The following is a 21640-nucleotide window of genomic DNA, read 5'->3' as shown; positions in this document are numbered from 1 at the left end:
TGTGCTGTTGCGACTGCTTGCGGAAGGCGCCGGGCATCAGAAGTCCCACCAGCTCCTCGTACATCCCTACCGGGGAACGATCCCGCTCCGCCCCTGCCACGAGCCGTGCTCCGACAGCGGCCGGAACCGCAGGGTGGCGAACTCGTGGTGGAAATCCCTGCGCCGGCGTTCGGCCATCGCGGCGGCATGACGGTCGGGCTCCGGGACACTGCTGTGGCCGTGCACCATCTCTTCCATCTGCCACACAGACCGCCAGACAGAGAATGTAGAGATCGTCCGGAGCGGGCGCATCGCGGCCAGCGCCAGCGTGGTCCCCGGATGGTCACGAACCAGCCGTTCCACGGGCTTGCCCCACTTGAGGAACCTCGGCACCTCCAGGAGGCGCATCCGGGCCAGCGTGACCGCCACGACGGGTTCGGCAGGGTCCCACTCGCCCGCCCTCGCCGGCAGGTCGGGCAGCGCCGCAAGCCGCGACCAACGGCGCAGGAACTGCATGCGCACATGCCAGCCTGCCGCCAGCTGCCTGCCCAGGGGATGGTCCGCCAGGAAGGCCTCGACCGCGGCCTCGTCCTCCCACCGCGCGAACATCGCCGTCCGCCGCAGCTGCATGCGGGCAGGCGAGACAGTCGGGGCACCGAGGCGCATCAGCGCCATGCACTCGGCGTGCCGCAACCCGGGCGTGGAAGGCCCAGTCGGCGCCTTCCACAGTGCCCCCGCCGTCGTCGTCGGACGGAGCTCCGCGAGGTGGAACGTGAAGATCGTCATCGTTGGGCAACTGTCCCACGAGTGAGGTCCGTAGTGCCGAGCACGGACTCAGGCCAACAACTTGTAGACGCGTCATCGCTCGGCCACCCAGGCACTGAGCCGCCGCCGTGTAGTCAAGGTGCGTGTCCCTCCTCGGACACGGTACTTGTCCACACGATCGGCCAACGTCCGAGACACAGTCCGTAGCGAGCTGAGCGTCCAGCGCGGCCTGCACGTCGGGAAACTTCGAGGTGAAGTCATTTCCGTTGCGCGACCACAGCGCCGCGGCGAGGCCGAGCAGCAACGACCCTGGGGCCAGCGGGCCCGGATGTACTGACCAGCCCGGCACCCGGGATCGCTCGGTTGCGGTGCCGAGATGACGCTACTTGCGGCGGAAGACCAGCAACTCGGTTCGGCCGCCGCTGAGCGGGACGAATCGGCTGCCTACGAGGTCAAGGTTTCGTTGAGCGACGAAGCCGGTGAGCCAGGCTCGCGGGGCGACCGAGTAGATCGTCATACGGTGTGGTTCGGTCAGCCAGACCTTCGTGGTGGAGTCGTCCAGGCAGTCGTCGGTGATCATGTCGAATGCGGCGATGCCGCCTGGGCGGACAACGCGCGCCAGCTCGTCGATGTAGCCGAGCGCGGTCACGAACGGGATGTAGCCGAGGAGTTTGTGCGTGTGCGCGAGGTCGACTGAGGCCGATGGAGTGGATGCCAGGGTGTGGCCGTCGGCCGGCTGGAAGGTCAGGGTCGGCTGGGCGCCTTGGAGGTAGCTGATCCAGTCCTCCGCGGTCTCGTACACCTCGTACGAGCTCGGCTGCACCGCGGACAGGATACGGGTCGTGTAGCGGCCTGATCCGGGTCCGATCTCGCACACCCGGTCCACGGTGTCTGCCGTGAGGTGGCCGATCTCGAGCAGGGCCTCGACGGTGTCGGTGGTGGCGCCGGGTTCCGCGCTGTAACTGTCGAGGAAGTCACCCACCGACTTGCCCGCTTTCTCAGCCTGCCGGATCGTCCAGCGGGCCGGCAGGAACGGACTGATCGCCGGATCGGTGCTGTAACCGCGAACGAGCTGGAACCCTGTTGGCCGAAGCGTTCGATTGGCCGCGACCTGCAGCAGATGCCGAACAGACATTGGCTCCCCCAATGAATCGACAGCGCAAGTTCCCCCTGCGCGCTGCCCATCCTGCACACCTCAACCGCGACGGTCCACCCCAGCCGGTGGTTCGTGAGACGAAGGGCGCCCATCGTGACTGCCAGTCTCAGCTTCCTCGCACTACGGGCTCGTAAAGCCTTGTTTTAGGGGCGAATAGCCGCTGGTCCGCTCGTGCATCTGCCGTAACGCGTCGTTGTACCGGGCAAGCGCAGCGTCGCCGCCTCGGACCGCTTGACTGTCGTAGCGGGCAGCTCCGCGCCGGTCGCTGCGGATCCATTGCACGAACACGGCCATGGTCACCGTCGACCCCGAGTGTGCGGCGCGCGTCCGCGAAGGCCGGCTGAGCGGGTAGGCCGTTTGCATGACGATCACGCCGAAGAGCGCGTGGAACGGTACGGCGATCAGCAACTCGACCAGCCGCAGTCCCGCCGCGCTGCGCCGCGGCCACAGGTCGATAGCGAGGATCGGGCCGGAGAACAGCAGACCGACAGCGAGGAAATGGATCAGCATCAGCTGATGACCGAGCAACGGAAACGCTCGTAGCGTGAGCATGATCGGTGCCGCGAGGAGCAGCAGGATCGGGGTCAGCATCGATAGCACCATGTGCTGGGCCATGTACACGCTGAACAGCGCGGCCGCATAGCCGGCCAGACCGGTCCACGTGACCGACACCAAGCTCAGGAGCCCGAGCAACCACAACACGGTGCGCCCGGTAGGCCACGCGTCGCCGCGAGTCACCAGAACCACAGCTCCACCGGCCCGAGAAGATCGGGCGCCAGCTCGACCACGATCTCAGTGTTGCTCTAGGCAAGCTTCTGGTCACTCACCCAGCCGCCCCGCACTCCGGGCGGCCATCGCGACTACCCACCGAGCACGGTCGAGCTGCTGCAGTTCATCAAACGGGCCCAGGAGCTCGGCTTCACTCTCGACGAGGTCGAGGAGATGCGGGTGAGCTAGGCGCGCGCCACGATCAGGGCTCGGGTAGTCAAGGCAGCCCGGGTCAGGCTGGCCGCGATCGCGGCCAGCATCGGCCACACCATGGCCGGTGCGGCGATGACGACTGCGGCTACGAAGGCCGCGTCGAGCAGCACCAGCCCGCCCGCCCCTAGCCGGGCGACGTCCGCCCGGCGGTAACTGGTGCGGCTGGTCGCTGCCACGGCGAGCAGCGCGACTACCAGCAGCAGACCGATTCCGCCGGCGACGGCCAACAGTCTCGGTAGAGGCCAGGTCCAGGCCTGCGCGAGGATCAGCGACGGTCCCCAGCAGGCCGCCATCACCGGCCCGGTCAGCAACAGGACGAGCGCTGTGCGGCGGCCGGGTGCCTGGCGAACGAATGCGGCGACGATCTCGCCCGGCCGGCCGAACTCCTCGATGGCCGCCACCGCAGCAGCCTGCGGATCCATCCCACTGTCCAGGTGATGCTCATAGGTCGCGGCTAGGCCGTCGGCGAGCTCGTCGACCGCCTCGCGGGGCAACCGGCGTCCCAGTTGGGCCAGGTGCTGCTCGATCAGGACGTGGGCTGCCATGGCGCCGGCTCCAGCAGCGAGGTGACCGCAGCGGCGAACTCCCGCCAGTTGGTGCGCTCGTGGGTCAGCCGCTGCCGACCACTGGTCGTCAGCTGATACGTGCGCCGTTTGCGGCCGTCGACGACCGACCACTCACCTGCGATCAGCCCGGCCCGCTCCAACCGGTGCAGGGCCGGATACACCGTCCCGGTGGGCAGATCGAACCGGCCGTCACTGCCGGCCTTCAGCGCCTCTTTGACCGCATACCCGTGCAGCGGACCGTCCTGCATCGTGGCCAGCAGCAGCACGTCCAGGTGGCCCTTCAGTACTTGCGCCTCCCTCATAGGTAGCTATGCTACCTTCAATCCATAGGTAGTAATCCTAGCTATCGGAGGCTGGGGCCATGAACGCACAGCCAGCGGTCGTCGCCGAGGGCCTGGTCAAGAGGTTCGGCGATGTGGCGGCGCTCGCCGGCGTCGATCTGGAGGTTCCGCCTGGCGCGGTGGTCGGGTTGCTGGGGCCGAACGGGGCGGGCAAAACGACGGTGGTGCGGATCCTGGCGACCCTGCTGAGACCGGACGCCGGGACAGCGCGGGTCGCGGGACTGGATGTGGTGCGGCAGGCTGCAGCGGTGCGGCGGGTGGTCGGTCTGTCCGGGCAGTACGCCGCGGTGGACGGCTACCTCACCGGGCGGGAGAACCTGCGCATGATCGGCCGGCTCGCCGGCCTGCGGATCCGCTCGGCCCGGCGTCGGGCCGGCGAACTGCTGGAGTCGTTCGAACTCGGCGCCGCGGCCGACCGGACGGTGCGCACCTACTCGGGCGGGATGCGGCGCCGACTGGATGTCGCGGCCAGCCTGGTCACCGCCCCCGAGGTGTTGTTCCTGGACGAGCCGACCACCGGCCTCGATCCGCGCGGCCGGATCGGGCTGTGGCGGTTACTCGGTGAACTGACCGCGCAGGGCACCAGCCTGCTGCTCACCACGCAGTACCTCGAGGAAGCCGACCGGCTGGCCGACCGGATCGTCGTCATGGACAGCGGCCGGGTCATCGCCGCGGGCACCGCCACCGAACTGAAGGCCAGGCTGGGCGGAGACCGGCTCGAACTGCAAGCCAACCCCGGTGACGACCCCACGCGGCTGGCTGAGGCGCTTCGCGGGCTCGGTGCCGGCCCGCCGACCGTCGACGCCGAACTCAGCCGGGTCGTGCTCACGGTCACCGACGGGCCAGGTGTGCTGCCAGAAGTCGCGGCCCGGCTTGCCGCGGGCAACCTGCGGATTGCCGACCTGGCGCTGCGCCGGCCGACCCTGGACGACGTGTTCTTGTCGCTGACCGGCCAGTCGCCACCGGCACAGGCCGCTGCCACCGACTCCGTGTCAGGGGGACGGGCATGAGCACCGCCGACTACACCAGCAGGCACGCGCAACTGATCACCAACGTGGGCACGATCACCGGCCGGAACCTGCACCGACTCGTGCGTGTCCCCACCCTGATCGCGTTCGCCACCGTCCAGCCGATCCTGTTCGTCGTGCTGTTCAACTACACCTGGGGCGGCGCAGTCCACCCACCCGGCGTCGAGGAGTACATCGACTACGTCCTGCCCGGCATCTTCGTGCTCTCGATCGCCTTCGGCGCCTCCCAAACCGGCGTCGCCGTCGCCGACGACCTGGCCACCGGCATGATTGACCGGTTCCGCGCCCTGCCGATGGCCCGCTCCGCCGTCCTCGCCGGCCGATGCGCCGCCGACGCGATCCGCAACCTGTTCGTCATCGGCCTCATGATCGGCGTCGGCACGCTCAACGGATTCCGGTTCCACGCCGGACCCGGCGCCGCGCTCGGCGCCATCGCACTGGCCATCGCCATCGGGCTGGCGTTCTCGTGGATCTTCGCCCTGCTCGGTCTGTTCGTGCGCGACCCCGAATCAGCCGGCATCGCAGGACTGCTCGCCGTCATCCCGCTGATCTTCGTCAGCTCCACTTTCGTGCCCGTGGCAACAATGCCCGACTGGCTACAGGCCTTCGCCGACAACAACCCCATCACCATCACCGTCGACGCACTACGAGCGCTCTGTCTCGGCGGACCCACCGCCACCCACGTCTGGAAGGCCCTCGCCTGGATCGGCGGCCTCCTCGCCGTGACGGTCCCAGCGGCCGTCCTGCGCTACCGCCACACCACAGCGAGCTAGGGACCCGTCACGGGCAACCCATCACGGGTTGACAAGTTCAGTGAACGTAGCCGTCCCACTTCACTTCGTAGCGAGACCCACCTGGCGGGGCATGGGGGCCGGGGATCTCGTCGACCGATAGCGCCAGCTCAACCTCGACCGTTCGAGCCAGGTCCGGCGATATCCGTACCGGCTCATCGCTCCGCCTGGCCGAGGCCATCACCGCTCCCACGACGGGGCGGGAGAAGGGTGGCCACACATGACGGGGACATTCTCGTCGACAAGGGAACGCTCAAACGCGTGTGAGCTCGGATGCCTGGAATATCCGCTCCTGGCCTGTCCACGAGACGACGTCGATCCGGACTATGTCCACGAAGCCTCCACCGACGGTTATCTCGTCGCCGAGCCGGCAGGCCAACTGTCCTGTTGCATCAATCAGAGCGGGTTCGCCGTCACGGAGTGCGACACTCCAGCCTGGAGGCCAGGCCACATCGACGTCGACGAGCCTGTCGGTGGCTGCTCATCGGCGACCACAGCGCGTAACCTCACGTGGCGAGTCCGCGGTCTTCAGTGCACCGCCGCACGCCAGTGCGCGGTGAATTCTCTTCGCCGCGTTATGAACTTCGCCGGTCCTTCGGTGGGATGTGGGGGCGTCGGGGTTTCGTTGTCGCCTGTCGCGTCACGCGGGTGGATGATGGCGGTGTGGCTGAGCCCGGCGGAACGACTCCAGGTGCCGGCGCGGCGGAGGGCCGCGTGGCGGACGGTCACCGGGCGGCGGAGGTGTTCGCTCGGCTGGCGCAGGAGCTGTATGAAGTCGGCGGCATCGAGGAGACAGTCGAGTCAGTCGTGCAGTTCGCGCTGCAGGCGGTTCAGTGCCGTTACGCGGCTGTGCTGCTCGTCGGTGGCCGGCAGCCGCAGGTGCTGACGTCGACCGATCCCCGGGTCGCAGCGTTGTACCGGCTGCAGATCGAGACTGGCGAAGGGCCGGTGATGACCGCGATCCGGGAGGAACGCGTGGTCGTGGTCGCCGATGCATCGACCGACTCACTCTGGCCGCCGGCCTGGACTGCCGAGGCGTGCAGGACGGGCATCCGGAGCCTTGTTCACCTGCCGCTCGTGATCGGCGGCCGCGCCACGGCGGTGCTCAGTCTCTTCAGCGACGTCCCGCAGGCATTCGATTCCGACGATCTGGCGATCGCGCACATCTTGGCCAGGCACGCTTCGGTGGCGATCGCCAACGCCCGGCAGCAAGCGACCATGGCCCAGGCGGTCGACGCCCGCAAGCTGGTCGGGCAGGCAATGGGCATCTTGATGGAACGCTTTGACCTGGACGGCGACCGCGCCTTCGAGGTGCTGAAGCGCTACTCGCAGCAGCACAACCGCAAGCTCCGCGACGTCGCCCAGGAACTGATCGACACCCGCCGCTTGCCCAAGTGATCCACCCCCGCGGGTTGGACCGACCATCGGAGTCAAGGTCTTGCGGATGCGTCCTTCGTGACGACGCTGGTCAGTAAGGGGTGGCCGTGACCGCCGATCGTCCCAGAATTCCGTGAAATCCGATCGGTATGCGCATGAGGGGTCGGCGGTCACCTTCCGGCCAGCGCTGCCGGTGCGTTTCCCCAAAACGTCAGCGCCGACTGCGCGAGCCGGGCTCTGGTCTCGGTTCTGCCTTCAGGACGACACCGGCGACGTCGGAAGGCCTTCGGGGCCGCAGGTCCGGGCGTGCCGCTGGGAGTCGGCGTCAGCTAGGCCTGCGGGCCGATCAGGTCGGATGGTGACGTTCAGTACCCCAGCGGCGGTACGGCGGAAGGCCCGGTGGCTTCTCGCCTCAGCGGTCAGCTGGGCGTCTTCGGTCCTGCCACTACGCGGTCCGCGCAGTGGGCGTCGGGCCGCGATCGGACCGACCGGGCATGGAGTTCCCGGAGCTGGTTGCCGTCATGGATCGGGTCGCTGTGGCGCTGCGGTTCCCGATCTTGGTCGACGAGACGCTGGAGCAGAGACTGCTGCCGCCCGGCTAGTTGACTGAACTCTTCTGAGCATCAGTTGGTGCTACAGCAGGTGTTGGGAGAGGGTGTGGCGTGCCAATCGTTGAGCCGGGTCGCGTGGTGGAGTTCGAGTCGGGTCTGCGATGGAGGGTGCTGTTTCCCGAGCTTGAGCATGTGGCGGCATCGGGGTATCTGCGTGAGTTGGCAGCGTCGGATTGCAGTCCGGCGACGTTGCGCAGCTATGCGTTCGATTTGCTCCGCTGGTTCAGGTTCCTGCATCGTCAGTACACGACGTGGGAGCGGGCGGAGCGCCTGGATGTGCGGTCGTTCGTCGAGTGGTTGCAGCAGGCCCCGAATCCGCAGCGGACACGCCGTCGGCCCGGCGCGCCGCCCCCGGGCTCGGTGAACCCGGTCACCGGCAAACCGGTGCTCGCAGCGACGTATGCCAGTCGCACGATCAACCACCAGCTGAGTGTTCTGTTCGGCTTCTACGAGTGGGCGTGCTCGACCGATGCCGGGCCGCTGCTGAACCCGGTGCCGGCGCAGCGCGGACGAGGTGGCGAGCGGTTGTACGCGCACCACAATCCGATGGAGAACTTCGTGGTGCGCCGCCGGGCGACGTATCGGCAGAAGACACCTCGGCCGGTGTGGCGGGCGATCCCCGACGATGCGGCCGACGCGCTATTCGGCGCGCTTCGCAGTCACCGCGACCGCGCGCTGGTGTCGTTCTGGCTGTCGAGTGGCGCCCGTGCGAGTGAGCTGCTCGGCCTGAAGCACGACGGTGACGTGGACGCGGGCGCGAACACGATCACAGTCGTCAGCAAGGGCAGCGGTCTGCGGGAGACGATCCCGGCCAGCGTCGACTCGTTCGTCTGGCTCGTCCTCTACCTGAGCGAAGAGCGACCTCCGATCGCGCCCGGCGGCCCGGTCTGGTGGACTCGGCAAGGCACGCCGGCCTGTCCGATGCCGGGCAGCCGATCCGGTTCACTCCGCACGACTTCCGGCGGCTGTTCACCACCGAGATGGTCTCCAGCGGCCTGCCGCTCCACAGCGCCGCCACCTTGCTCGGCCATCTCAACCTCGATACCACCCGCGGCTACACCGCGGTGTTCCCCGACGAGGTGATCGCCGCACACCAGCACTTCATCGAGCGCCGCCGCGCCCTGCGCCCATTCGGGGAGCTGCGACCAGCGTCCGGGGAAGAATGGGACGAGTTCGAACAGCACTTCCTGCTGCGCAAGGTCGCCCTCGGCGACTGCCACCGCCCCTACGGCACGCCCTGTGTCCACGAGCACGCCTGCAGCCGGTGCCGGTTCCTGCGCGTCGACCCGGCCCAGCTGCCGCGCATCGAGGAGATGACCTGCAACGCCGAAGCCCGCCTGGCCGAGGCGCAAGACAGGGCCTGGCTCGGTGAGGTCGCCGCCTTGGAGGAGTCACTGAAGCATCTGAGGCAGCGTCGTGCCGAGGCCGAGAGTCAACTGGCCGCGGCTGACGCCCCGGCTCGTTGACCTGGGTACAACTGTCGGCGCTCTCACATAGCATCCCGGCAAGTGGTCTGAGTGTGATTCGACGGCTCCAGGAGGTGTCGTGGGCGCTGTGGACTGGAAGACTGCAACGTTTGCCGGCCATCAGCTCCGCTATGCGGTCGTAGGAAGCGGCCCGGCGGTGGTGATGCCGAAGAAAGACCGCGGCTCGTATATACCGTTCGAGCAACTCGCGGACCAGTACACAATGGTGCAGATTGAGCCGCTCGGGTTCTGTCGAAGCGACCGCCCAGACCTGTACCCCTCAGCCGGCATCCACGAGCAGATCCTCGCGGTCTGCGACCAAGAAGACATTCCCGAGTTCGCGGTGTGGGGCTTCTCGCAGGGTGGCGCAATGGCCTGCACGATCGCTCAAGCGACTCCTCGGGCTCGCCTGATGGTGTGCGGTGGGTTCAACGTGCTGCGTGGTTTGTCCGAAGCGTGGCTTGCCCGGATGAACCGTGAGCGTCGCGTCCCAGTCGGCAGCCGAACGTTCTGGAACTGGTTCCACAGCTACAACTGGCACGTCGAGCTGCAGGAGATGGCAGTACCGAAGTTAATGTATTGGGGCACCCTGGACGCGCAGCGCGTTTCGCTCAAGGACCAGCACGTCCTTCGCGGTCTTGGGATCGAGGTCGCCGAGTTTGCTGGTCTTGACCACGGCCGCTGTGGCCTCGGCGATCCTGAAAGCCCGGCGACGGACATCGTGGCCGACTGGCTGCAGCGTCACGGGTGGTGACTCCGCACGGCGACGCACGATCAAGACCAAGCTCAAGCCCCAGCGACGTTCAACGCCAGTTGACAGGTTCAGTGAAGGCTAGTCGACTGAACTCTTCGCGCGCCGATCGGCGCTACTTCGGTGGTGTGGGGTGGGAGTGCTGGCGCCGGGTCAGTAGGCGAGTTCGACTGGGGTTTCGGGCGAAGGCGGTTGTGTGCCTGACACTCCGGTGACGGTTGCCTTGCAAGCGACGTACACCGGAGACATGTAGCCATGAATGACCGATCGACACCACGGATGCCCCCTTCTGAGGATGCGCGGAGGCACGTCAGAGGCACGGTTCTGTAGACGACGACTGTCGACTTGGAAAATCCACGTCGCAATTTCAGTGCCCGGTTTGTACTGTGTGGCGATGGACGTGTTGGGGATCGAGGTCCAAACGTCACTGGCTCGGCGCTGGGCTGCCTGGTTGGCGCCGGCTCGGCAGCCGTTCTTCTTGACCGCCGTCGAAGCGGCCGAAATCGGACTCGCACCTGAAAGTCCCGCACACGACCTGTCGCCCGAGCTTCGCGACACCTATGAGGTGTGGAACCTCGCCAAGGGTTTAGAAGTCGTGTGGCTTGACGAAGACACCTTTCATGCTCAGCCGCGCGATGTACGTGCCGAACTTGTTCGAGCGCAGGTAGGGCACGGCCGAGGAGCCGTGCCCACCATCGACGATTGGGCGGATATTCTTGATGCACAGGGGCTGCGAAAGCAGGCTGACGGACTTCGGTTCGTCTGGTGGCCAGCCCTCGTGGAGGCTCAACTCGATTCCGTCCTCAAACGAGTTGTCAGTCAAGGGCAGCTACGATGCCGGCGACTGTCGGTGCCGGAGGAGATCTGGCGCACGGCTTCATCCATACTTCCCCATGCCCGAGCACTCAGTGGAACCTTCGCTCGAGGGAGCAGAGGAAGCTCCATTGCCAGAGGAAGTGCAACATACTGCTTCGCCACCGTGATGGCGGCAGCCGGTGTCGAGGGCGCCGACGATGAGCCCTTTGAAGCTTGGCTAGCCGCTCTCTGCACGGTTGGAGGTCACGATGATCTGCCGGGAACAGTGCTGGTCTGGCGCGACGCTCACGGTAACAACACGCATGCGGCGGTCACTCTCGGAGGCGGCTGGGCACTGCACAAACCAGGCCAGGAATGGTTCAGTCCTCACCAAGTTCTGACGGTTCGCGACCTCTTCCGCCTCGCGCCACCGGGGGTCGCCCTTCACCGGTACTCCCTGCAGAACGCCGCCGCCCACACCTCCCTGGAAGAGTCGGCCCGAAAGCGGGCGCCAGCGATCAACCCTGCTCATGACCACCCTTTTGAGCATGAATCCGGCCTCCCGTGGCCGCTGCCCCCTCAATACCAAGGCGCTTCGCTAGCCTCCTGCTCGCCGATTGATCGACCATCGAGGCGCCGGCTGGACAAGTTCAGTGAATAAGACCATCCCGTTTCAGCTCGAACCTCGAACCGCCCGGCATGCCCTTGGGCCCAGGCAGCTGTTCGTCGGCTCGGGCCAGCTCCAGCGCTGCCGGCCCGAGAAGCTCGGGCGCCAGGTGCCCACACCATCAGTGTTGCCCTAGGCAAGGCCTGGCGCCACAGCTTGCCGACGCCGGATCGGTTACCGGCGGTGGGCGGCTCCGGGGCTGCTGGTCTGAACCTGCTCCACCGGCTTCGCGAGCTCCAGCCCTATCGAACCCAGCAGGTCAGGCGCAGTTTCCAAAGTCAAGATCAGTGGCGCGACGGCCTGTTAGTAGTGAGCTCGGCGATGGAGGCTGGGTCGGGGTTAGAGCCAGCCAGCGCGAGTGAGTACGTCCGCCGCGATATCGGTCAACATCCGTCCGTCTGAGGTGACCTCGAAATCGTCGACCGCGGACTGGTCAAGGATCTGGTCGAGCTGTCCGGCCCGGTCAAGGTGCCAGCGCAGCTCTGAGTCGGCGCCCGCATGTCGGATCCGAAGACGTCGATGCACCTCGGCGAGGTCGGCACGAAGGCGACACACGCGCAGTTCGACGCCAGTGCTGCGCGATAGCGTGCACGCGCTGCTGTGGTTTCGACCACGCCCGACACGACCAGCCGGCAGGCGCCGGCCGACAGATAGTTCCGGGCGAGCGAGTCAAGGTTCCGGAGCTCCATCGCGAGGTTGAAAGGGTCGCCGGGTGGAGGCGGCCATGACTGGCTGAGGGCGTCAAGGTCGATCACGGCATGCGGAATACGCGCTTCGGCCAGGATCGATCCGACGGCGGCAGCAACCGAAGTCTTGCCCGCTCCGACCGTGCCGGTGATCAACAGGGCAGTCGGGTGATCATTGCTCTCGAGCCGCATCCGAGAAGGCTACGTCTCTGCCGCTAGACCTGTCCTTCCGCCGGTGAGCCCGAGGACGGCGCCGGCGCCGCCCGTAAGGCGTGGCACGTCGGCTGGACTTATTCAGTAAAGGAAGCCGTCCCACTTCAGCTCGTATCGGCCGTCGGAGATGCGCTCAGCGAGAGCCCGGCGGCCCGCCGTACAGCCGGCTCGGTGAACGTGCACTACCGCCGGCACCCCACAACAGGCTTGGGTCGTGACACCGACCGCAGGCTCGCCTCCGGGATGACCTCAGCCGCGGGAGCGCAGCATGCGGCCTACCCGATCTGCACGCTCCAGCAGGTTCGCGCGGACGACCGGGACAGCTTTCTCCGCAAGGGCCGCCGCCCGTCCCACGAAAGCCAGGTCGATACCGAACTGCGGGAAGAGGTGTCTGGTGAAGGTCTTCGCCGGCATGACTCCGCCTCGGTGGATGGTCGGCACGAGCTCGAGATAGGCCTCCGCATAGGGCCTCAGCAGGTCGTCCTGGCCGGCGGTCCAGAACAGCGCCGCAACCGAGTAGACCGAGGCCAGCGGCACCGCGCGCTCCGTCACCAGCGTCTGCCACACCGCCTTCTTCTCAGCCGGGTCCGGGGTCGCCGCACGGACCTGAAGCCTGCTGACCCACGCCTCGGGATCCGGGTCCCGGTCGAGCAGGGCCTGTGCCTCGGTAGCGGTCGGGCTGCCGAGCTGAGCCTTGCGGACCAGCGCTCGCCACTGGAGATCGACGTCCTCACCGGCCTCGGCCTGGAGCCACCCAACCTGCTCCAGGTCGGCTGCGGTACGGGCGAAGCCACGCAGTGCCGCTTTGCGGTAGGCGCCGACGCCGGAGAGGCTCCGGCACGCCGCCGCTACTGCCCGCATCAGCACATCCCGCTCCGACTCCGGGCTCCACAGGTCCGCGGCCTCGACAGCTAGGTCGAGATACGGCTCGATCACCGACGCGGACGTCTCGACCGCTAGCACCCCGGTCAGGCACTGCACGGCCTGGGCGGCCGACGCTTGGCCGTTGATCAGCATGTCCCAGGCTGTGGTGACCGCGACACTCCGCGAGATGGGTGTGGGCAGGCGGGCGGCGTTGCCGAAGAACGTGTTTCTGGTCGCGGCATCGGGCCTTGTCGAGGCGAAGGTCAGATCTTCGTCGTTGACCAGGTAGAGGTCCGCGCCGGCCGGCAGGTCGATCCGAGTCCGTTCGCCCGCGACCTCTACCTCAACGAGTGCCGCCCGCTCGAGGCGGTCGCCTTGTCCCCGATAGGCGCCGACGGCAAGCACCTGCGGCCGCGGCTGCCCACCGGGGCCCTTCGCGACCAGGACGAAACCATCCCCGTCGTGATCCAGGGTCAGCCGGTCGGTACCTGCGGTTTCCAGCCACCCCGCACGCCACTGGTCCAGGTCACGTCCGCTCGACTCGGCGACCGCATCGATCAGGTCCTGCAGCGTGGTGTTGCCCCAGGCATGCTTGGCGAAGTAGCTGGTCAGCCCCGCGGAGAACTCTGCCTCACCGACATACGTCATCAGCTGTTGCAGCACCGACGCACCCTTGGGGTAGGTGATGGCGTCGAAAGTAGCTTCTGCCTCGGATACATCGCGGACAAGCTGGCGGATCGGGTGCGTGGTCGGTCCCTGATCGACGAAATAGGCCTTGAGCTTCTCGCCGGCCAGATGCGCCACCCAGGCGTCGGTGTACGAGGTCACGCTGACCGCGGCCCAGTTGCTCGCGAACTCCGCGAACGCCTCGTTGAGCCACAGGTCGTCCCACCAGCGCATGGTGACGATGTTGCCGAACCACATGTGCGCGAGTTCATGCAACAGGTACCGCGAGAAGATGTCCCACTCCGCACGCGTCGGGGTGGTCCGGCGCAGGAACCAGTCCATCCAGGTGACGCAGCCGAAGTTCTCCATCGCGCCAGGGAACTCGGGCGTGAAGACCTGGTCGTACTTGTGCTGGGGAAACGGCATGCCGAACTTGTCGGCGAAGAACTCGAGCCCTTGGGTGGTCAGGGTGAAGAGCTCGTCGGCGTCCCGGTCAAGGAGCGGAGCCAGTGACTGGCGAGCGAAGAGGCCGAGATCGTGACCCGCGCCGCTCCGGCGCAGTTCGTAGTACGGGCCGGCGTTGATCACGGTGTTGTACGTCGCCAGCGGTGGCGTCGGCGGGAAGGTCCAGCGCCGCGCGGAGCCGAGATCTTCGATCCGCGGATCGCCGCTGTTGGTCAACACCAGCCAACCGGGCGGAGCTGTCACCGTGAATGCGTACGGCGCCTTCAGGTCGGGCTGATCGAAACACGCCCATACATACCGGGCGTAGTCGGGAGTGAAGTCCGTGTACGCATACACTTCGCCGTCGGCGGGATCGACGGCCTTGTGAACACCCTGCTCATCGGTCGAGCAGTCCGGGACAGTGACCACAGTGAGGACGTTGCGCTCGCCGAGACCGGCCAGTGCGATCCGGCCCTCGACGGCCGCCGGCAGCGCGACCCCGTTGAGCACGGCTTTGGCAACCTCCGCCACGCAGTCGACGAAGGTCTCGGCTCCGGGGCGGCTACAGCCGAAGGTGATCGTCGACTCACACCGAACCCGCGAGCCGGTCGGCAGGTCGGTCAGGTCGACGGCAACGTCATACCGCTCGACCGTCAGCAGGCTCGAGCGCCCCTCAGCCTCAGCTTGGGTCAGACTCCGGACGCTCATCGCTTCCCCTCTCCAAAGCTCGTTCAGTTCACTGTGGACCAGACCCCACACTCACCTACCGCAGCGCCACTCGGCCATAGCGTAAGCACGCTCTGCCTCGCCGCAGCGCCGCGGCTAAGTCGTCACGAGACCGCGCAAACGCCGTACCGGACTGCAGGGCTCCTCCGATGGTTGCCGAAAGCCCGCGATCCGCACCGTGTGCGACCAGACGCCCACCGCGACCGACGTTGCGCCACCCGGACGCCCACCGCATCGTGGATCACGTGGACGTCGACGCGGCGGTGATCGAGCTGTACGGGCTGGCGCCCGAGGAGTTCACGCATGCCCGCAACGAGCTCGCCCAAGTCGCCAAGGATGCCGGCGACCCTCGGGCCAGCGAGGCAATCAAGGCGCTGCGGAAGCCGACTCTAGCCGCGTGGCTGGCCAATCAGCTCGTCCGGGCCGCCCCTGACCAGGTCAATGACCTCACCGAACTCGGAGACAACCTCCGCCAGGCGCAGGTATCCGGAGACGGGCAGCGACTGCGCCAGCTGACGCCGCGCCGCCACATCCTCGTCCAGCAGCTGGTCAAGACTGCCCGGGCACTCGCCCGGGCGCAGGGCCGCCCGGTGAGCCAGCAGATCACAGAGCGGCTGACCGAGACCCTCGACGCCGCCGTGGTCGACCCCGGCGCCGCCCAGCTACTGCGATCCGGGCAGCTCACCAGCGCGCTGCGCCACGTCGGATTCGGGGTCGTCGACGAGACCGGCGGCTTCGCGGAGCTCGCCCCGATCAAACCCAGGGTCGTCCGCAGCCGACCGAAACCGCCGGCGGAGAAGCCGCCGCGGCCGACGCGCCGCGCCGCGAGCGTTGACGACACACTGCAGCGGCACCGCCGGCGCCGGGCCGACCTCCAGTCCCGCGCGCAGGAAGCCGAACACGACTACGCCGCGGCCGAGGCCGAACGGGCCGAGGCCGAGGCACAGCTGGACGCGCACGAGCATCTCATCGCAGATCTGGAGGCCGACATCGAACGGCTCGCCCAGGAGCTCGAGCAGGCCCGCCAGGCGCTGCGCGACGCGAACCGCCGTACCAGGCGCCTCCAGGTCGAACTGGCCCGCACCACCAGGAACACAACGATTGCGCAGCGCCGCCGCGACGCGCAGCAGCAAAGACTCACCAACCTCGACAACTGACCCGGCACAGTCCGGCCACGGGCGCCACGGGATGGCGGGACGCTGGTACGCGAGAGGCCACCCTGACGGATGCCCGACACATCCGCTAAGCGGCGCGGATGCAGTCGCGGAAGTATGCGTAGTCCGCCCGCTTGTGGCTCGTGCGTGCCAACCCGGCGGATCTGCCCACCGTGAAGCAGCCACGTCAACGCGTCGGCCTGCTCTCTGGGCACGCCGAGCTGGCGCACCCGAGCTAAGGCGGCGCACTTCCCCAACCGGCAGGCTTGCACGCTCCAACTGTGCGCCGATCCGACGGAGGTAGGGCCCAGGATCAGAGTTGGAGGTCGGCGCTGGGAAGGCGGATTTGGAAGGTTGATCCGCTCGTGATCCGGACAGTGCCCTGGTGGCGGGTGATGATCTCGGCGGCGATCGCGAGGCCGAGGCCGGAGCCGCCGGTGTCGCGGGAGCGGGCCGGGTTCAGGCGGACGAACCGGTCGAAGACCCGGGCCCGGTCTTCGGCCGGGATACCGGGTCCGTCATCGGAGATGGTGAGTACTACGGCGCCGTCGTACTCGGTCAACGCGAAAGTGACCTGGCTGCGGGCGTACCGGGCCGCGTTGTCGGCGAGGTTGTGGATCACCCTGGCGAGGGCGGCCGCGTCCCCGAGCACCTGGCCGGCCGAGACCGCCGTCGTGTCGATGGACAAGTCAGTTGCTGAGCGCAACCGTTCGGCCTCGGCGAAGAGCAGGTCGTCGAGGTCGACCGGCGTACGCGGTGGTTCAGTGTGCTCCTCGTCGTGGCGCGCCAGCAGGAGCAAGTCATCGACCAGCTGCTGCATGCGCAGGTCCTCGTGGAGAACGGTAGCCGCCAACTCCTCCACGCTGGTCTGCTCGGGGTGCGCCCGCGCGACCTCGGCATGCTGACGGATCGCCGCAATCGGCGACCGCAGCTCGTGCGAGGCATCGGCCACGAACCGCTGCCGGCTCTCGTGCGAACGCTGCAACCGGTCGAGCATCCGGTTCATCGTGTTCGCCAGCCGCCCGATCTCGTCCTTGCGTACGGCGGGAACCCGCCGATGCAGCGCGTTCGCCGTGATCCCGTCCACCTCGCGCCGGATCGCGGTCACCGGCGCCAGCACCCGCCCGGTGACCACCCACGTCACCGCTCCGACGATCAGCATCATCACCGGCACACCGACCACCAGCACCCGGCTCACGAACCGCGTCGAGTCCAGTACGTCGACCAACGGCCGACCCACGATCACCTGACCGCCGGACTCCACCGACGCGGCCGCGAACACGAAATCCTCCGCATACCCGGGTGGCTCGACCTTGACGCAATCGCTGCCGGGCGAAACGAGCTTGCCACCGTCCGAGCCACCGACCACGTCACCGGACCGATCAACGAGTTGCACGAGCTCAACGCGGGTCGACGAGGGTCGCACAGCCGAGCTGACGGAAAGCTGCGCGGCACGCTCCCGCGCCTCGGTGCAGACCTGCGCGGTGAGCACGGACCCGAGCAGGGCTACGAGGACGAAGGCGCCGGCCACCAGAGCCAGTCCGACGACCAGCACCGCAGCCAGCGTCACCCGGATTCGCATGTCGACACCAATCGATAGCCTGCGCCGCGCAACGTGCTGATGTTCTGTTCGCCCACCTTCGTACGCAGCCGGCGGATGTAGACCTCGACGATGTTCGGATCGCCCTCGAAGTCGTAGTCCCAGACGTGATCCAGGATCATCCGCTTCGACACCACCTGACCGCCCCTGCGGATCAGGAACTCCAGCAGCGACAGCTCCCGCGCCGTCAGCACCAGTTCGGCTCCCCCACGCCACGCGCGCCGCGACGCCGGATCCAGGCGCAGTTCGCCGGCTTGCAGTACGGCCGGGCGTTCCGCCGCACCGCGTCGTACCAACGCCCTCAGCCGTGCGATCAGGACGTCGTACGAGAACGGCTTCGTGAGATAGTCGTCCGCCCCGGTGTCGAGTGCCCGGATCTGGTCGGTGTCGGCATCCCTTGCCGTGAGCATCAGAATCGGCGTCCACACCTGCTCCGCGCGCAACGTCGCGCAGACCTCGAAGCCGTCGATCTCCGGCAACATCAAGTCCAGCAGGACAACGTCGTAGTCGTGCTCACGCGCGAACCACAACCCGTCCGGCCCGGTCAGCGCGACATCGACGGCGTATCCCTCGGCAACCAGCCCTTTCCGCAGGCCGTCAGCAAGCCGAGGCTCGTCCTCCACCACCAATGCCCGCATCAGCCACCTCCAGCCGATCCTCCTTCATTCTCGCTGAATCCGCGCTGAATGCACCGTTCAGCCGGCATTAAGCACCACGGACCTACCGTCGGACGCATGGCAGCCATCGAAGCGATCGGCCTCAGCAAGCGGTACGGCGCGCGCAACGCCGTCGACGCACTCACGTTCGCCGCTGAAGCCGGTGAGGTCCTCGGCCTGCTCGGCCCCAACGGCGCCGGCAAGACGACCACCATCCGCCTCCTGACCACCATCCTCGAACCGACCGACGGAACCTTCACCGTGGCCGGTGTGCCTGGCGATCAGCCGCACCGGATCCGGCAACGCATTGGCGTCATGCCGGAAAGCGCGGGCTACCCACCACGGCAGACCGGCGGCGAGTACCTCCGCTACGCCGCACGCCTGTTCGGCCAGACCCGACAGGGCGCACGCACCGTGGCCGATCGGTTGCTCGACGAGGTCGGGCTCAGCGATCGCGCGGGCTCGCGGATCTCGACGTACAGCCGGGGGATGAAGCAACGGCTTGGCATCGCGCGAGCACTGGTCAACGATCCCGCGGTCGTGTTCCTCGACGAGCCCACGCTCGGCCTGGACCCGGCCGGCCAGCGCGAGATCCTCGCCACTATCAGCGAGCTCAGGCGAGAGGCGACCGTGCTGCTGTCGACCCACACGCTGGCCGAGGTCGAGCAGGTCTGCAGCAGCGTCCTCATCCTCGACCACGGCAGGCTTCGCGCGGCCGGACCGATCCATGAGGTCGTGGCAGGAGCACGCAGCCTGAGCGAAGCATTCTTCCGCCTCACCCAGGAGGACAGCCATGACTAGGAACCGCTGGGAGGTCGTCGCCGAGCAGGAGTGCCGCGACCTGTGGATCGGCGGACGCGGGCCCGTTCTGGTGTTCGGATTCAGCGTCCTGCTCAGCACGATGACCTACCTGGCCGCGACCAACCGCGCAATGAACTTCCTCGAACAGCGCGAGGCCGTCAACCTCACCGTCGACGTCGGGCTCGCCGTAGGGGTCCTGCTCACTGTGGTCGTCAGCGCGGACGCGATCAGCGGCGAGCGCGAACGCGGCACCCTCGAGTGCCTCCTCCTCACTCCCGCATCACGGCGCGCGATCGTCGTCGGCAAACTGGCTGCCGCATCGTCGATGTGGCTGGCATGCCTTGCCGTCACGCTCCCCTACCTGTGGGTGCTCGGCCGCGGCGTCGCCGGCGCCACGCAGGCAGCACTCCTCGCGCTCACCGTCGGGACTTTGGTCGCGACCGGCCTCGGCGGGCTCGCCCTCCTCATCAGCGCCGTCACGAACTCGAACAAGACCAGCCTCGCCGTCGGACTACTGCTACTTCTCGCGCTCTTCGCGCCGACCCAACTGCCGGCGTTGCCGAAGACGGGCGTCGGAGAGCTGACCACCCGAGTCAACCCGATCGGATCCGCAATGCATTACATCTCCCAGATTCTCGTGAACCGGCGCGGCTGGACACACGACCTCAGCTACCTGGCCTCTCCGACCGTGGTCGCACTGACCGTCGCGACGATCCTGATCGTGGCCGGTCCACGACTCGTCCGGCTGACAGCGGGGTTGCGATGACCACGTTGAGCCTGATCGCCGCCGTACTGCTCGCCGATCCGGCCATCACCATGGGCGAAGACGACCTCACCGCCGTCATCGGACAAACCCTCACAGTCGAATCGGTCGTCACCGGGCCGGCGATCGCACACCTGAACGTCGTCAGTCTCGACGGCGTGTACGTCGACCTCGAGGACTGGTCCCAAGACGTCACCCGAACGGCGCCGGCCGGCGAAACCTCGATGGACTGGGAGTTCCAGGCGGTCAACCCGGGCCGCTTCGCCGTGTACGTCGTACTGATCCCGAAGAACGGCGCGCTCGTCGCCGGACCGCCCGTCCACGTCACCGTGTCCCGCCGCGAGACCCTCGACACGGGCGGAGCACTCCCGGTCGCCATCACGGTTCCCGCGCTCCTCGGCGCACTGGCCTTGGCCACCCGCCGCCACACCTCGTCTCCCTGAGCGCCGCTCGCCAGACCACGGATGTGGGTACTGGCGGGTGGAGCGGACGTCGAGGGTAGGTGAGTTCGATGTACGACGTCGTCCTGCTGGTCGAGGAAGAGTTGAGTGTGCCGGACGCGCAGCGGGTGGTTGAGCTCTGCGCGAATGCGCCGGACCACGTGCGGTTCCACGTGATCATTCCCTGCGCGGATGCACAGCGCAGAGTGGAGACGTCCCTTGCCAAGCTCGCCGGAACGGAGTTCTACGGCATCGTGACCACGCGCCACTCCATCGGATCGGACGAAGAAGCTCTCAAGGCCCAGCACGATGCCCAACACGCCGTCGATGCCCAGGCCACGGCAGCGGTCGAACGCAGCCTCGACCGGCTTCGGTCACTCGATCAGGACGCGGAAGGACTGATCACCCATCGGCGACCTGTGGACGAACTCGTCGAGCAGATCAAACGCGTCAACGGCCAGGGCGTCATCGTCCTCACCCGCCCGCACGTCGTCGCCGACCTGCTCCACATCGACTGGTCGGCCCAGGCTCGCCGCCATCTCGGCGTACCGGTGCTTCACCTGCTCGAACAGCATCAGGACGCGCCGATGGAGCCCGACCGCTGACCACCTCCGCACGACCTCGGCATCGCGCTCGGACAGTTGGCGGACCTGGTCCCGCGGCCACGGTCAGGGTACGCCGCCTGCGTGAGAGGGTGAATCGTCCGCGGCTGGCAGCCCGGACAAGTTCTCCAATCGAGTAGCCGGCAGGGGTACGGGCGACGGAGTCTTCACTTCCTGCTGTGGACGAGTAACTCGGTGAGCAGCGCGGTTCCGTCGAGCACCTCGACCGCGGCGTCCGTCCGGTCGGTGGCGAGTGTCAGCACGTGGCCAGGAGCCGGGTTCGGAAGTTCGTGGACGGTCAGACCGGATGCACCGCCCGCCTTGAAGCAGGCTTCAGCGATCGTCCAGGCAAGCGCTTCCTTCGTCGATCGGCCGGCTCTCCGCTCGACATCGACGCCGACGCGGCCGCCACCGACGAGCGTGGCGACCACCACCACCGTGCCGCTGTGCGACACCGAAACGTCCAGATCGGCGCCGACGATCGTCGGCCGGCCATGCCAGCCGCCGCACTCGGCACAGGCGCGGTCCACCTTCAGCTCTGCGGCGGGAATGCCGAGCAGCGCGCCCCCGGCCGCTCGCAGCAAGGCGGCGCCGAGTAGCGTCCGACCGCGATCCGCCTCACCTGCACAACGGGCCACCCGCAAGCGCTCCCGATCGTCGAGTACGTCGAGCAGCCCGACGTCCGCTGCGGTCAGTCCGACGGTGAAGACCGTCACGATCGCAGGTTGTTGAGCAGTCACGAATTCTTAGG

The 21640-nt window shown here is 67.6% G+C and carries 21 protein-coding genes and 3 pseudogenes; 14 read left to right on the top strand and 10 right to left on the bottom strand.

The features are described 5' to 3' along the window. Positions 1 to 66 precede the first annotated feature (66 nt). The 3 genes from ACWCOV_RS32160 to ACWCOV_RS32150 all read right to left on the bottom strand — a co-directional run bounded on the left by ACWCOV_RS32160 (position 67) and on the right by ACWCOV_RS32150 (position 2647). Positions 67 to 765 carry a hypothetical protein gene (locus ACWCOV_RS32160; protein WP_449833096.1) on the bottom strand — a complete coding sequence of 233 codons (699 nt, stop codon included), beginning with the start codon at positions 763 to 765 and terminating at the stop codon, positions 67 to 69. Positions 766 to 1126: 361 nt separating this feature from the next. Next, the gene (locus ACWCOV_RS32155) at positions 1127 to 1879 is read right to left on the bottom strand and encodes a class I SAM-dependent methyltransferase (protein ID WP_449833095.1); all 753 of its coding nucleotides are present in this window, start codon (positions 1877 to 1879) and stop codon (positions 1127 to 1129) included. A gap of 141 nt (positions 1880 to 2020) precedes the next feature. Then, positions 2021 to 2647, bottom strand: coding sequence for a cytochrome c oxidase assembly protein (locus ACWCOV_RS32150; protein WP_449833094.1), 627 nt, complete (start codon positions 2645 to 2647; stop codon positions 2021 to 2023). Between the two features lie 93 nt (positions 2648 to 2740). Between ACWCOV_RS32150 and ACWCOV_RS32145 the strand changes: the two are divergent. Further along, positions 2741 to 2857 (top strand): annotated as a pseudogene (locus ACWCOV_RS32145) (MerR family transcriptional regulator); the annotation flags it as partial. On the opposite strand, the gene ACWCOV_RS32140 reads toward ACWCOV_RS32145, so the two are convergent. Together ACWCOV_RS32140 and ACWCOV_RS32135 are read right to left on the bottom strand one after the other, a co-directional pair. Next, positions 2854 to 3426 carry a permease prefix domain 1-containing protein gene (locus ACWCOV_RS32140; RefSeq protein ID WP_449833093.1) on the bottom strand — a complete coding sequence of 191 codons (573 nt, stop codon included), beginning with the start codon at positions 3424 to 3426 and terminating at the stop codon, positions 2854 to 2856. The pseudogene ACWCOV_RS32145 and the gene ACWCOV_RS32140 overlap by 4 nt on opposite strands. Then, positions 3408 to 3749 carry a helix-turn-helix transcriptional regulator gene (locus ACWCOV_RS32135; protein ID WP_449833092.1) on the bottom strand — a complete coding sequence of 114 codons (342 nt, stop codon included), beginning with the start codon at positions 3747 to 3749 and terminating at the stop codon, positions 3408 to 3410. Before ACWCOV_RS32135 ends, ACWCOV_RS32140 begins: the two co-directional genes overlap by 19 nt. Before the next feature lie 59 nt (positions 3750 to 3808). Between ACWCOV_RS32135 and ACWCOV_RS32130 the strand changes: the two genes are divergently transcribed. The 8 genes and pseudogenes from ACWCOV_RS32130 (at position 3809) to ACWCOV_RS32095 (ending at position 11268) form a co-directional block, all read left to right on the top strand. Beyond that, complete coding sequence (locus ACWCOV_RS32130; RefSeq protein ID WP_449833091.1) at positions 3809 to 4798, top strand: ATP-binding cassette domain-containing protein; 990 nt, start codon at positions 3809 to 3811, stop codon at positions 4796 to 4798. After that, positions 4795 to 5589 carry an ABC transporter permease gene (locus ACWCOV_RS32125; protein ID WP_449833090.1) on the top strand — a complete coding sequence of 265 codons (795 nt, stop codon included), beginning with the start codon at positions 4795 to 4797 and terminating at the stop codon, positions 5587 to 5589. The genes ACWCOV_RS32130 and ACWCOV_RS32125 overlap by 4 nt, the downstream gene beginning before the upstream one ends. Positions 5590 to 6321: 732 nt before the next feature. Next, positions 6322 to 7005, top strand: coding sequence for a GAF and ANTAR domain-containing protein (locus tag ACWCOV_RS32120; RefSeq protein WP_449833089.1), 684 nt, complete (start codon positions 6322 to 6324; stop codon positions 7003 to 7005). Between the two features lie 641 nt (positions 7006 to 7646). Next, positions 7647 to 7919: pseudogene (locus ACWCOV_RS32115) on the top strand (site-specific integrase); the annotation flags it as partial. A 566-nt stretch (positions 7920 to 8485) separates the two neighbouring features. Continuing rightward, positions 8486 to 8605: pseudogene (locus tag ACWCOV_RS32110) on the top strand (hypothetical protein); the annotation flags it as partial. A 9-nt stretch (positions 8606 to 8614) separates the two neighbouring features. Further along, positions 8615 to 9061, top strand: coding sequence for a hypothetical protein (locus ACWCOV_RS32105; RefSeq protein ID WP_449833097.1), 447 nt, complete (start codon positions 8615 to 8617; stop codon positions 9059 to 9061). 79 nt (positions 9062 to 9140) lie between these two features. Next, a complete protein-coding gene (locus ACWCOV_RS32100) occupies positions 9141 to 9815 on the top strand; it encodes an alpha/beta fold hydrolase (protein ID WP_449833088.1) in 675 nt (224 codons plus the stop codon). A gap of 391 nt (positions 9816 to 10206) precedes the next feature. After that, positions 10207 to 11268 carry a hypothetical protein gene (locus ACWCOV_RS32095; protein WP_449833087.1) on the top strand — a complete coding sequence of 354 codons (1062 nt, stop codon included), beginning with the start codon at positions 10207 to 10209 and terminating at the stop codon, positions 11266 to 11268. Positions 11269 to 11657: 389 nt separating this feature from the next. Here ACWCOV_RS32095 and ACWCOV_RS32090 read toward each other — a convergent pair whose 3' ends face one another. Both ACWCOV_RS32090 and pepN read right to left on the bottom strand, forming a co-directional pair. Beyond that, the gene (locus ACWCOV_RS32090) at positions 11658 to 12152 is read right to left on the bottom strand and encodes a hypothetical protein (protein WP_449833086.1); all 495 of its coding nucleotides are present in this window, start codon (positions 12150 to 12152) and stop codon (positions 11658 to 11660) included. Between the two features lie 270 nt (positions 12153 to 12422). Continuing rightward, a complete protein-coding gene (gene pepN, locus ACWCOV_RS32085; protein ID WP_449833085.1) occupies positions 12423 to 14855 on the bottom strand; it encodes an aminopeptidase N in 2433 nt (810 codons plus the stop codon). A 263-nt stretch (positions 14856 to 15118) separates the two neighbouring features. Here pepN and ACWCOV_RS32080 point away from each other — a divergent pair, with 263 nt between their 5' ends. Continuing rightward, the gene (locus tag ACWCOV_RS32080) at positions 15119 to 16030 is read left to right on the top strand and encodes a hypothetical protein (RefSeq protein WP_449833084.1); all 912 of its coding nucleotides are present in this window, start codon (positions 15119 to 15121) and stop codon (positions 16028 to 16030) included. Positions 16031 to 16340: 310 nt separating this feature from the next. Here ACWCOV_RS32080 and ACWCOV_RS32075 read toward each other — a convergent pair whose 3' ends face one another. Both ACWCOV_RS32075 and ACWCOV_RS32070 read right to left on the bottom strand, forming a co-directional pair. After that, positions 16341 to 17609, bottom strand: a complete 1269-nt coding sequence (locus tag ACWCOV_RS32075; RefSeq protein WP_449833083.1) for a sensor histidine kinase — start codon at positions 17607 to 17609, stop codon at positions 16341 to 16343. Then, the gene (locus tag ACWCOV_RS32070; protein ID WP_449833082.1) at positions 17594 to 18265 is read right to left on the bottom strand and encodes a response regulator transcription factor; all 672 of its coding nucleotides are present in this window, start codon (positions 18263 to 18265) and stop codon (positions 17594 to 17596) included. The genes ACWCOV_RS32075 and ACWCOV_RS32070 overlap by 16 nt, the downstream gene beginning before the upstream one ends. A gap of 96 nt (positions 18266 to 18361) precedes the next feature. Here ACWCOV_RS32070 and ACWCOV_RS32065 point away from each other — a divergent pair, with 96 nt between their 5' ends. From ACWCOV_RS32065 to ACWCOV_RS32050, 4 genes are all read left to right on the top strand, one after another. Beyond that, positions 18362 to 19084 carry an ABC transporter ATP-binding protein gene (locus tag ACWCOV_RS32065; protein ID WP_449833081.1) on the top strand — a complete coding sequence of 241 codons (723 nt, stop codon included), beginning with the start codon at positions 18362 to 18364 and terminating at the stop codon, positions 19082 to 19084. Continuing rightward, positions 19077 to 19850 (top strand): ABC transporter permease, encoded by a 774-nt coding sequence (locus ACWCOV_RS32060; RefSeq protein WP_449833080.1) that lies wholly within the window; start codon positions 19077 to 19079, stop codon positions 19848 to 19850. Before ACWCOV_RS32065 ends, ACWCOV_RS32060 begins: the two co-directional genes overlap by 8 nt. After that, positions 19847 to 20290, top strand: coding sequence for a hypothetical protein (locus ACWCOV_RS32055; RefSeq protein ID WP_449833079.1), 444 nt, complete (start codon positions 19847 to 19849; stop codon positions 20288 to 20290). Before ACWCOV_RS32060 ends, ACWCOV_RS32055 begins: the two co-directional genes overlap by 4 nt. A 68-nt stretch (positions 20291 to 20358) precedes the next feature. Next, positions 20359 to 20892 (top strand): hypothetical protein, encoded by a 534-nt coding sequence (locus tag ACWCOV_RS32050; RefSeq protein WP_449833078.1) that lies wholly within the window; start codon positions 20359 to 20361, stop codon positions 20890 to 20892. Positions 20893 to 21056: 164 nt separating this feature from the next. Here the strand turns inward: ACWCOV_RS32050 and ACWCOV_RS32045 are convergent, their stop codons facing one another. Then, positions 21057 to 21605 carry a hypothetical protein gene (locus tag ACWCOV_RS32045; protein WP_449833077.1) on the bottom strand — a complete coding sequence of 183 codons (549 nt, stop codon included), beginning with the start codon at positions 21603 to 21605 and terminating at the stop codon, positions 21057 to 21059. Positions 21606 to 21640 lie beyond the last annotated feature (35 nt).

Source organism: Kribbella sp. NPDC002412 (assembly GCF_053592935.1).
The sequence above is the reverse complement of the archived record's forward strand: the minus strand, read 5'-3'. Positions and strand labels throughout refer to the sequence as shown.

Bases quoted from the DNA above. Each gene is read 5' to 3' on its own strand.
- ACWCOV_RS32060 (WP_449833080.1), top strand. From the start codon at position 19,077: ATGACTAGGAACCGCTGGGAGGTCGTCGCCGAGCAGGAGTGCCGCGAC.
- pepN (WP_449833085.1), bottom strand. From the start codon at position 14,855: ATGAGCGTCCGGAGTCTGACCCAAGCTGAGGCTGAGGGGCGCTCGAGC.
- ACWCOV_RS32095 (WP_449833087.1), top strand. From the start codon at position 10,207: ATGGACGTGTTGGGGATCGAGGTCCAAACGTCACTGGCTCGGCGCTGG.
- ACWCOV_RS32160 (WP_449833096.1), bottom strand. From the start codon at position 765: ATGACGATCTTCACGTTCCACCTCGCGGAGCTCCGTCCGACGACGACG.
- ACWCOV_RS32135 (WP_449833092.1), bottom strand. From the start codon at position 3,749: ATGAGGGAGGCGCAAGTACTGAAGGGCCACCTGGACGTGCTGCTGCTG.
- ACWCOV_RS32140 (WP_449833093.1), bottom strand. From the start codon at position 3,426: ATGGCAGCCCACGTCCTGATCGAGCAGCACCTGGCCCAACTGGGACGC.
- ACWCOV_RS32070 (WP_449833082.1), bottom strand. From the start codon at position 18,265: ATGCGGGCATTGGTGGTGGAGGACGAGCCTCGGCTTGCTGACGGCCTG.
- ACWCOV_RS32130 (WP_449833091.1), top strand. From the start codon at position 3,809: ATGAACGCACAGCCAGCGGTCGTCGCCGAGGGCCTGGTCAAGAGGTTC.
- ACWCOV_RS32055 (WP_449833079.1), top strand. From the start codon at position 19,847: ATGACCACGTTGAGCCTGATCGCCGCCGTACTGCTCGCCGATCCGGCC.
- ACWCOV_RS32050 (WP_449833078.1), top strand. From the start codon at position 20,359: ATGTACGACGTCGTCCTGCTGGTCGAGGAAGAGTTGAGTGTGCCGGAC.
- ACWCOV_RS32125 (WP_449833090.1), top strand. From the start codon at position 4,795: ATGAGCACCGCCGACTACACCAGCAGGCACGCGCAACTGATCACCAAC.
- ACWCOV_RS32075 (WP_449833083.1), bottom strand. From the start codon at position 17,609: ATGCGAATCCGGGTGACGCTGGCTGCGGTGCTGGTCGTCGGACTGGCT.
- ACWCOV_RS32090 (WP_449833086.1), bottom strand. From the start codon at position 12,152: ATGCGGCTCGAGAGCAATGATCACCCGACTGCCCTGTTGATCACCGGC.
- ACWCOV_RS32155 (WP_449833095.1), bottom strand. From the start codon at position 1,879: ATGTCTGTTCGGCATCTGCTGCAGGTCGCGGCCAATCGAACGCTTCGG.
- ACWCOV_RS32065 (WP_449833081.1), top strand. From the start codon at position 18,362: ATGGCAGCCATCGAAGCGATCGGCCTCAGCAAGCGGTACGGCGCGCGC.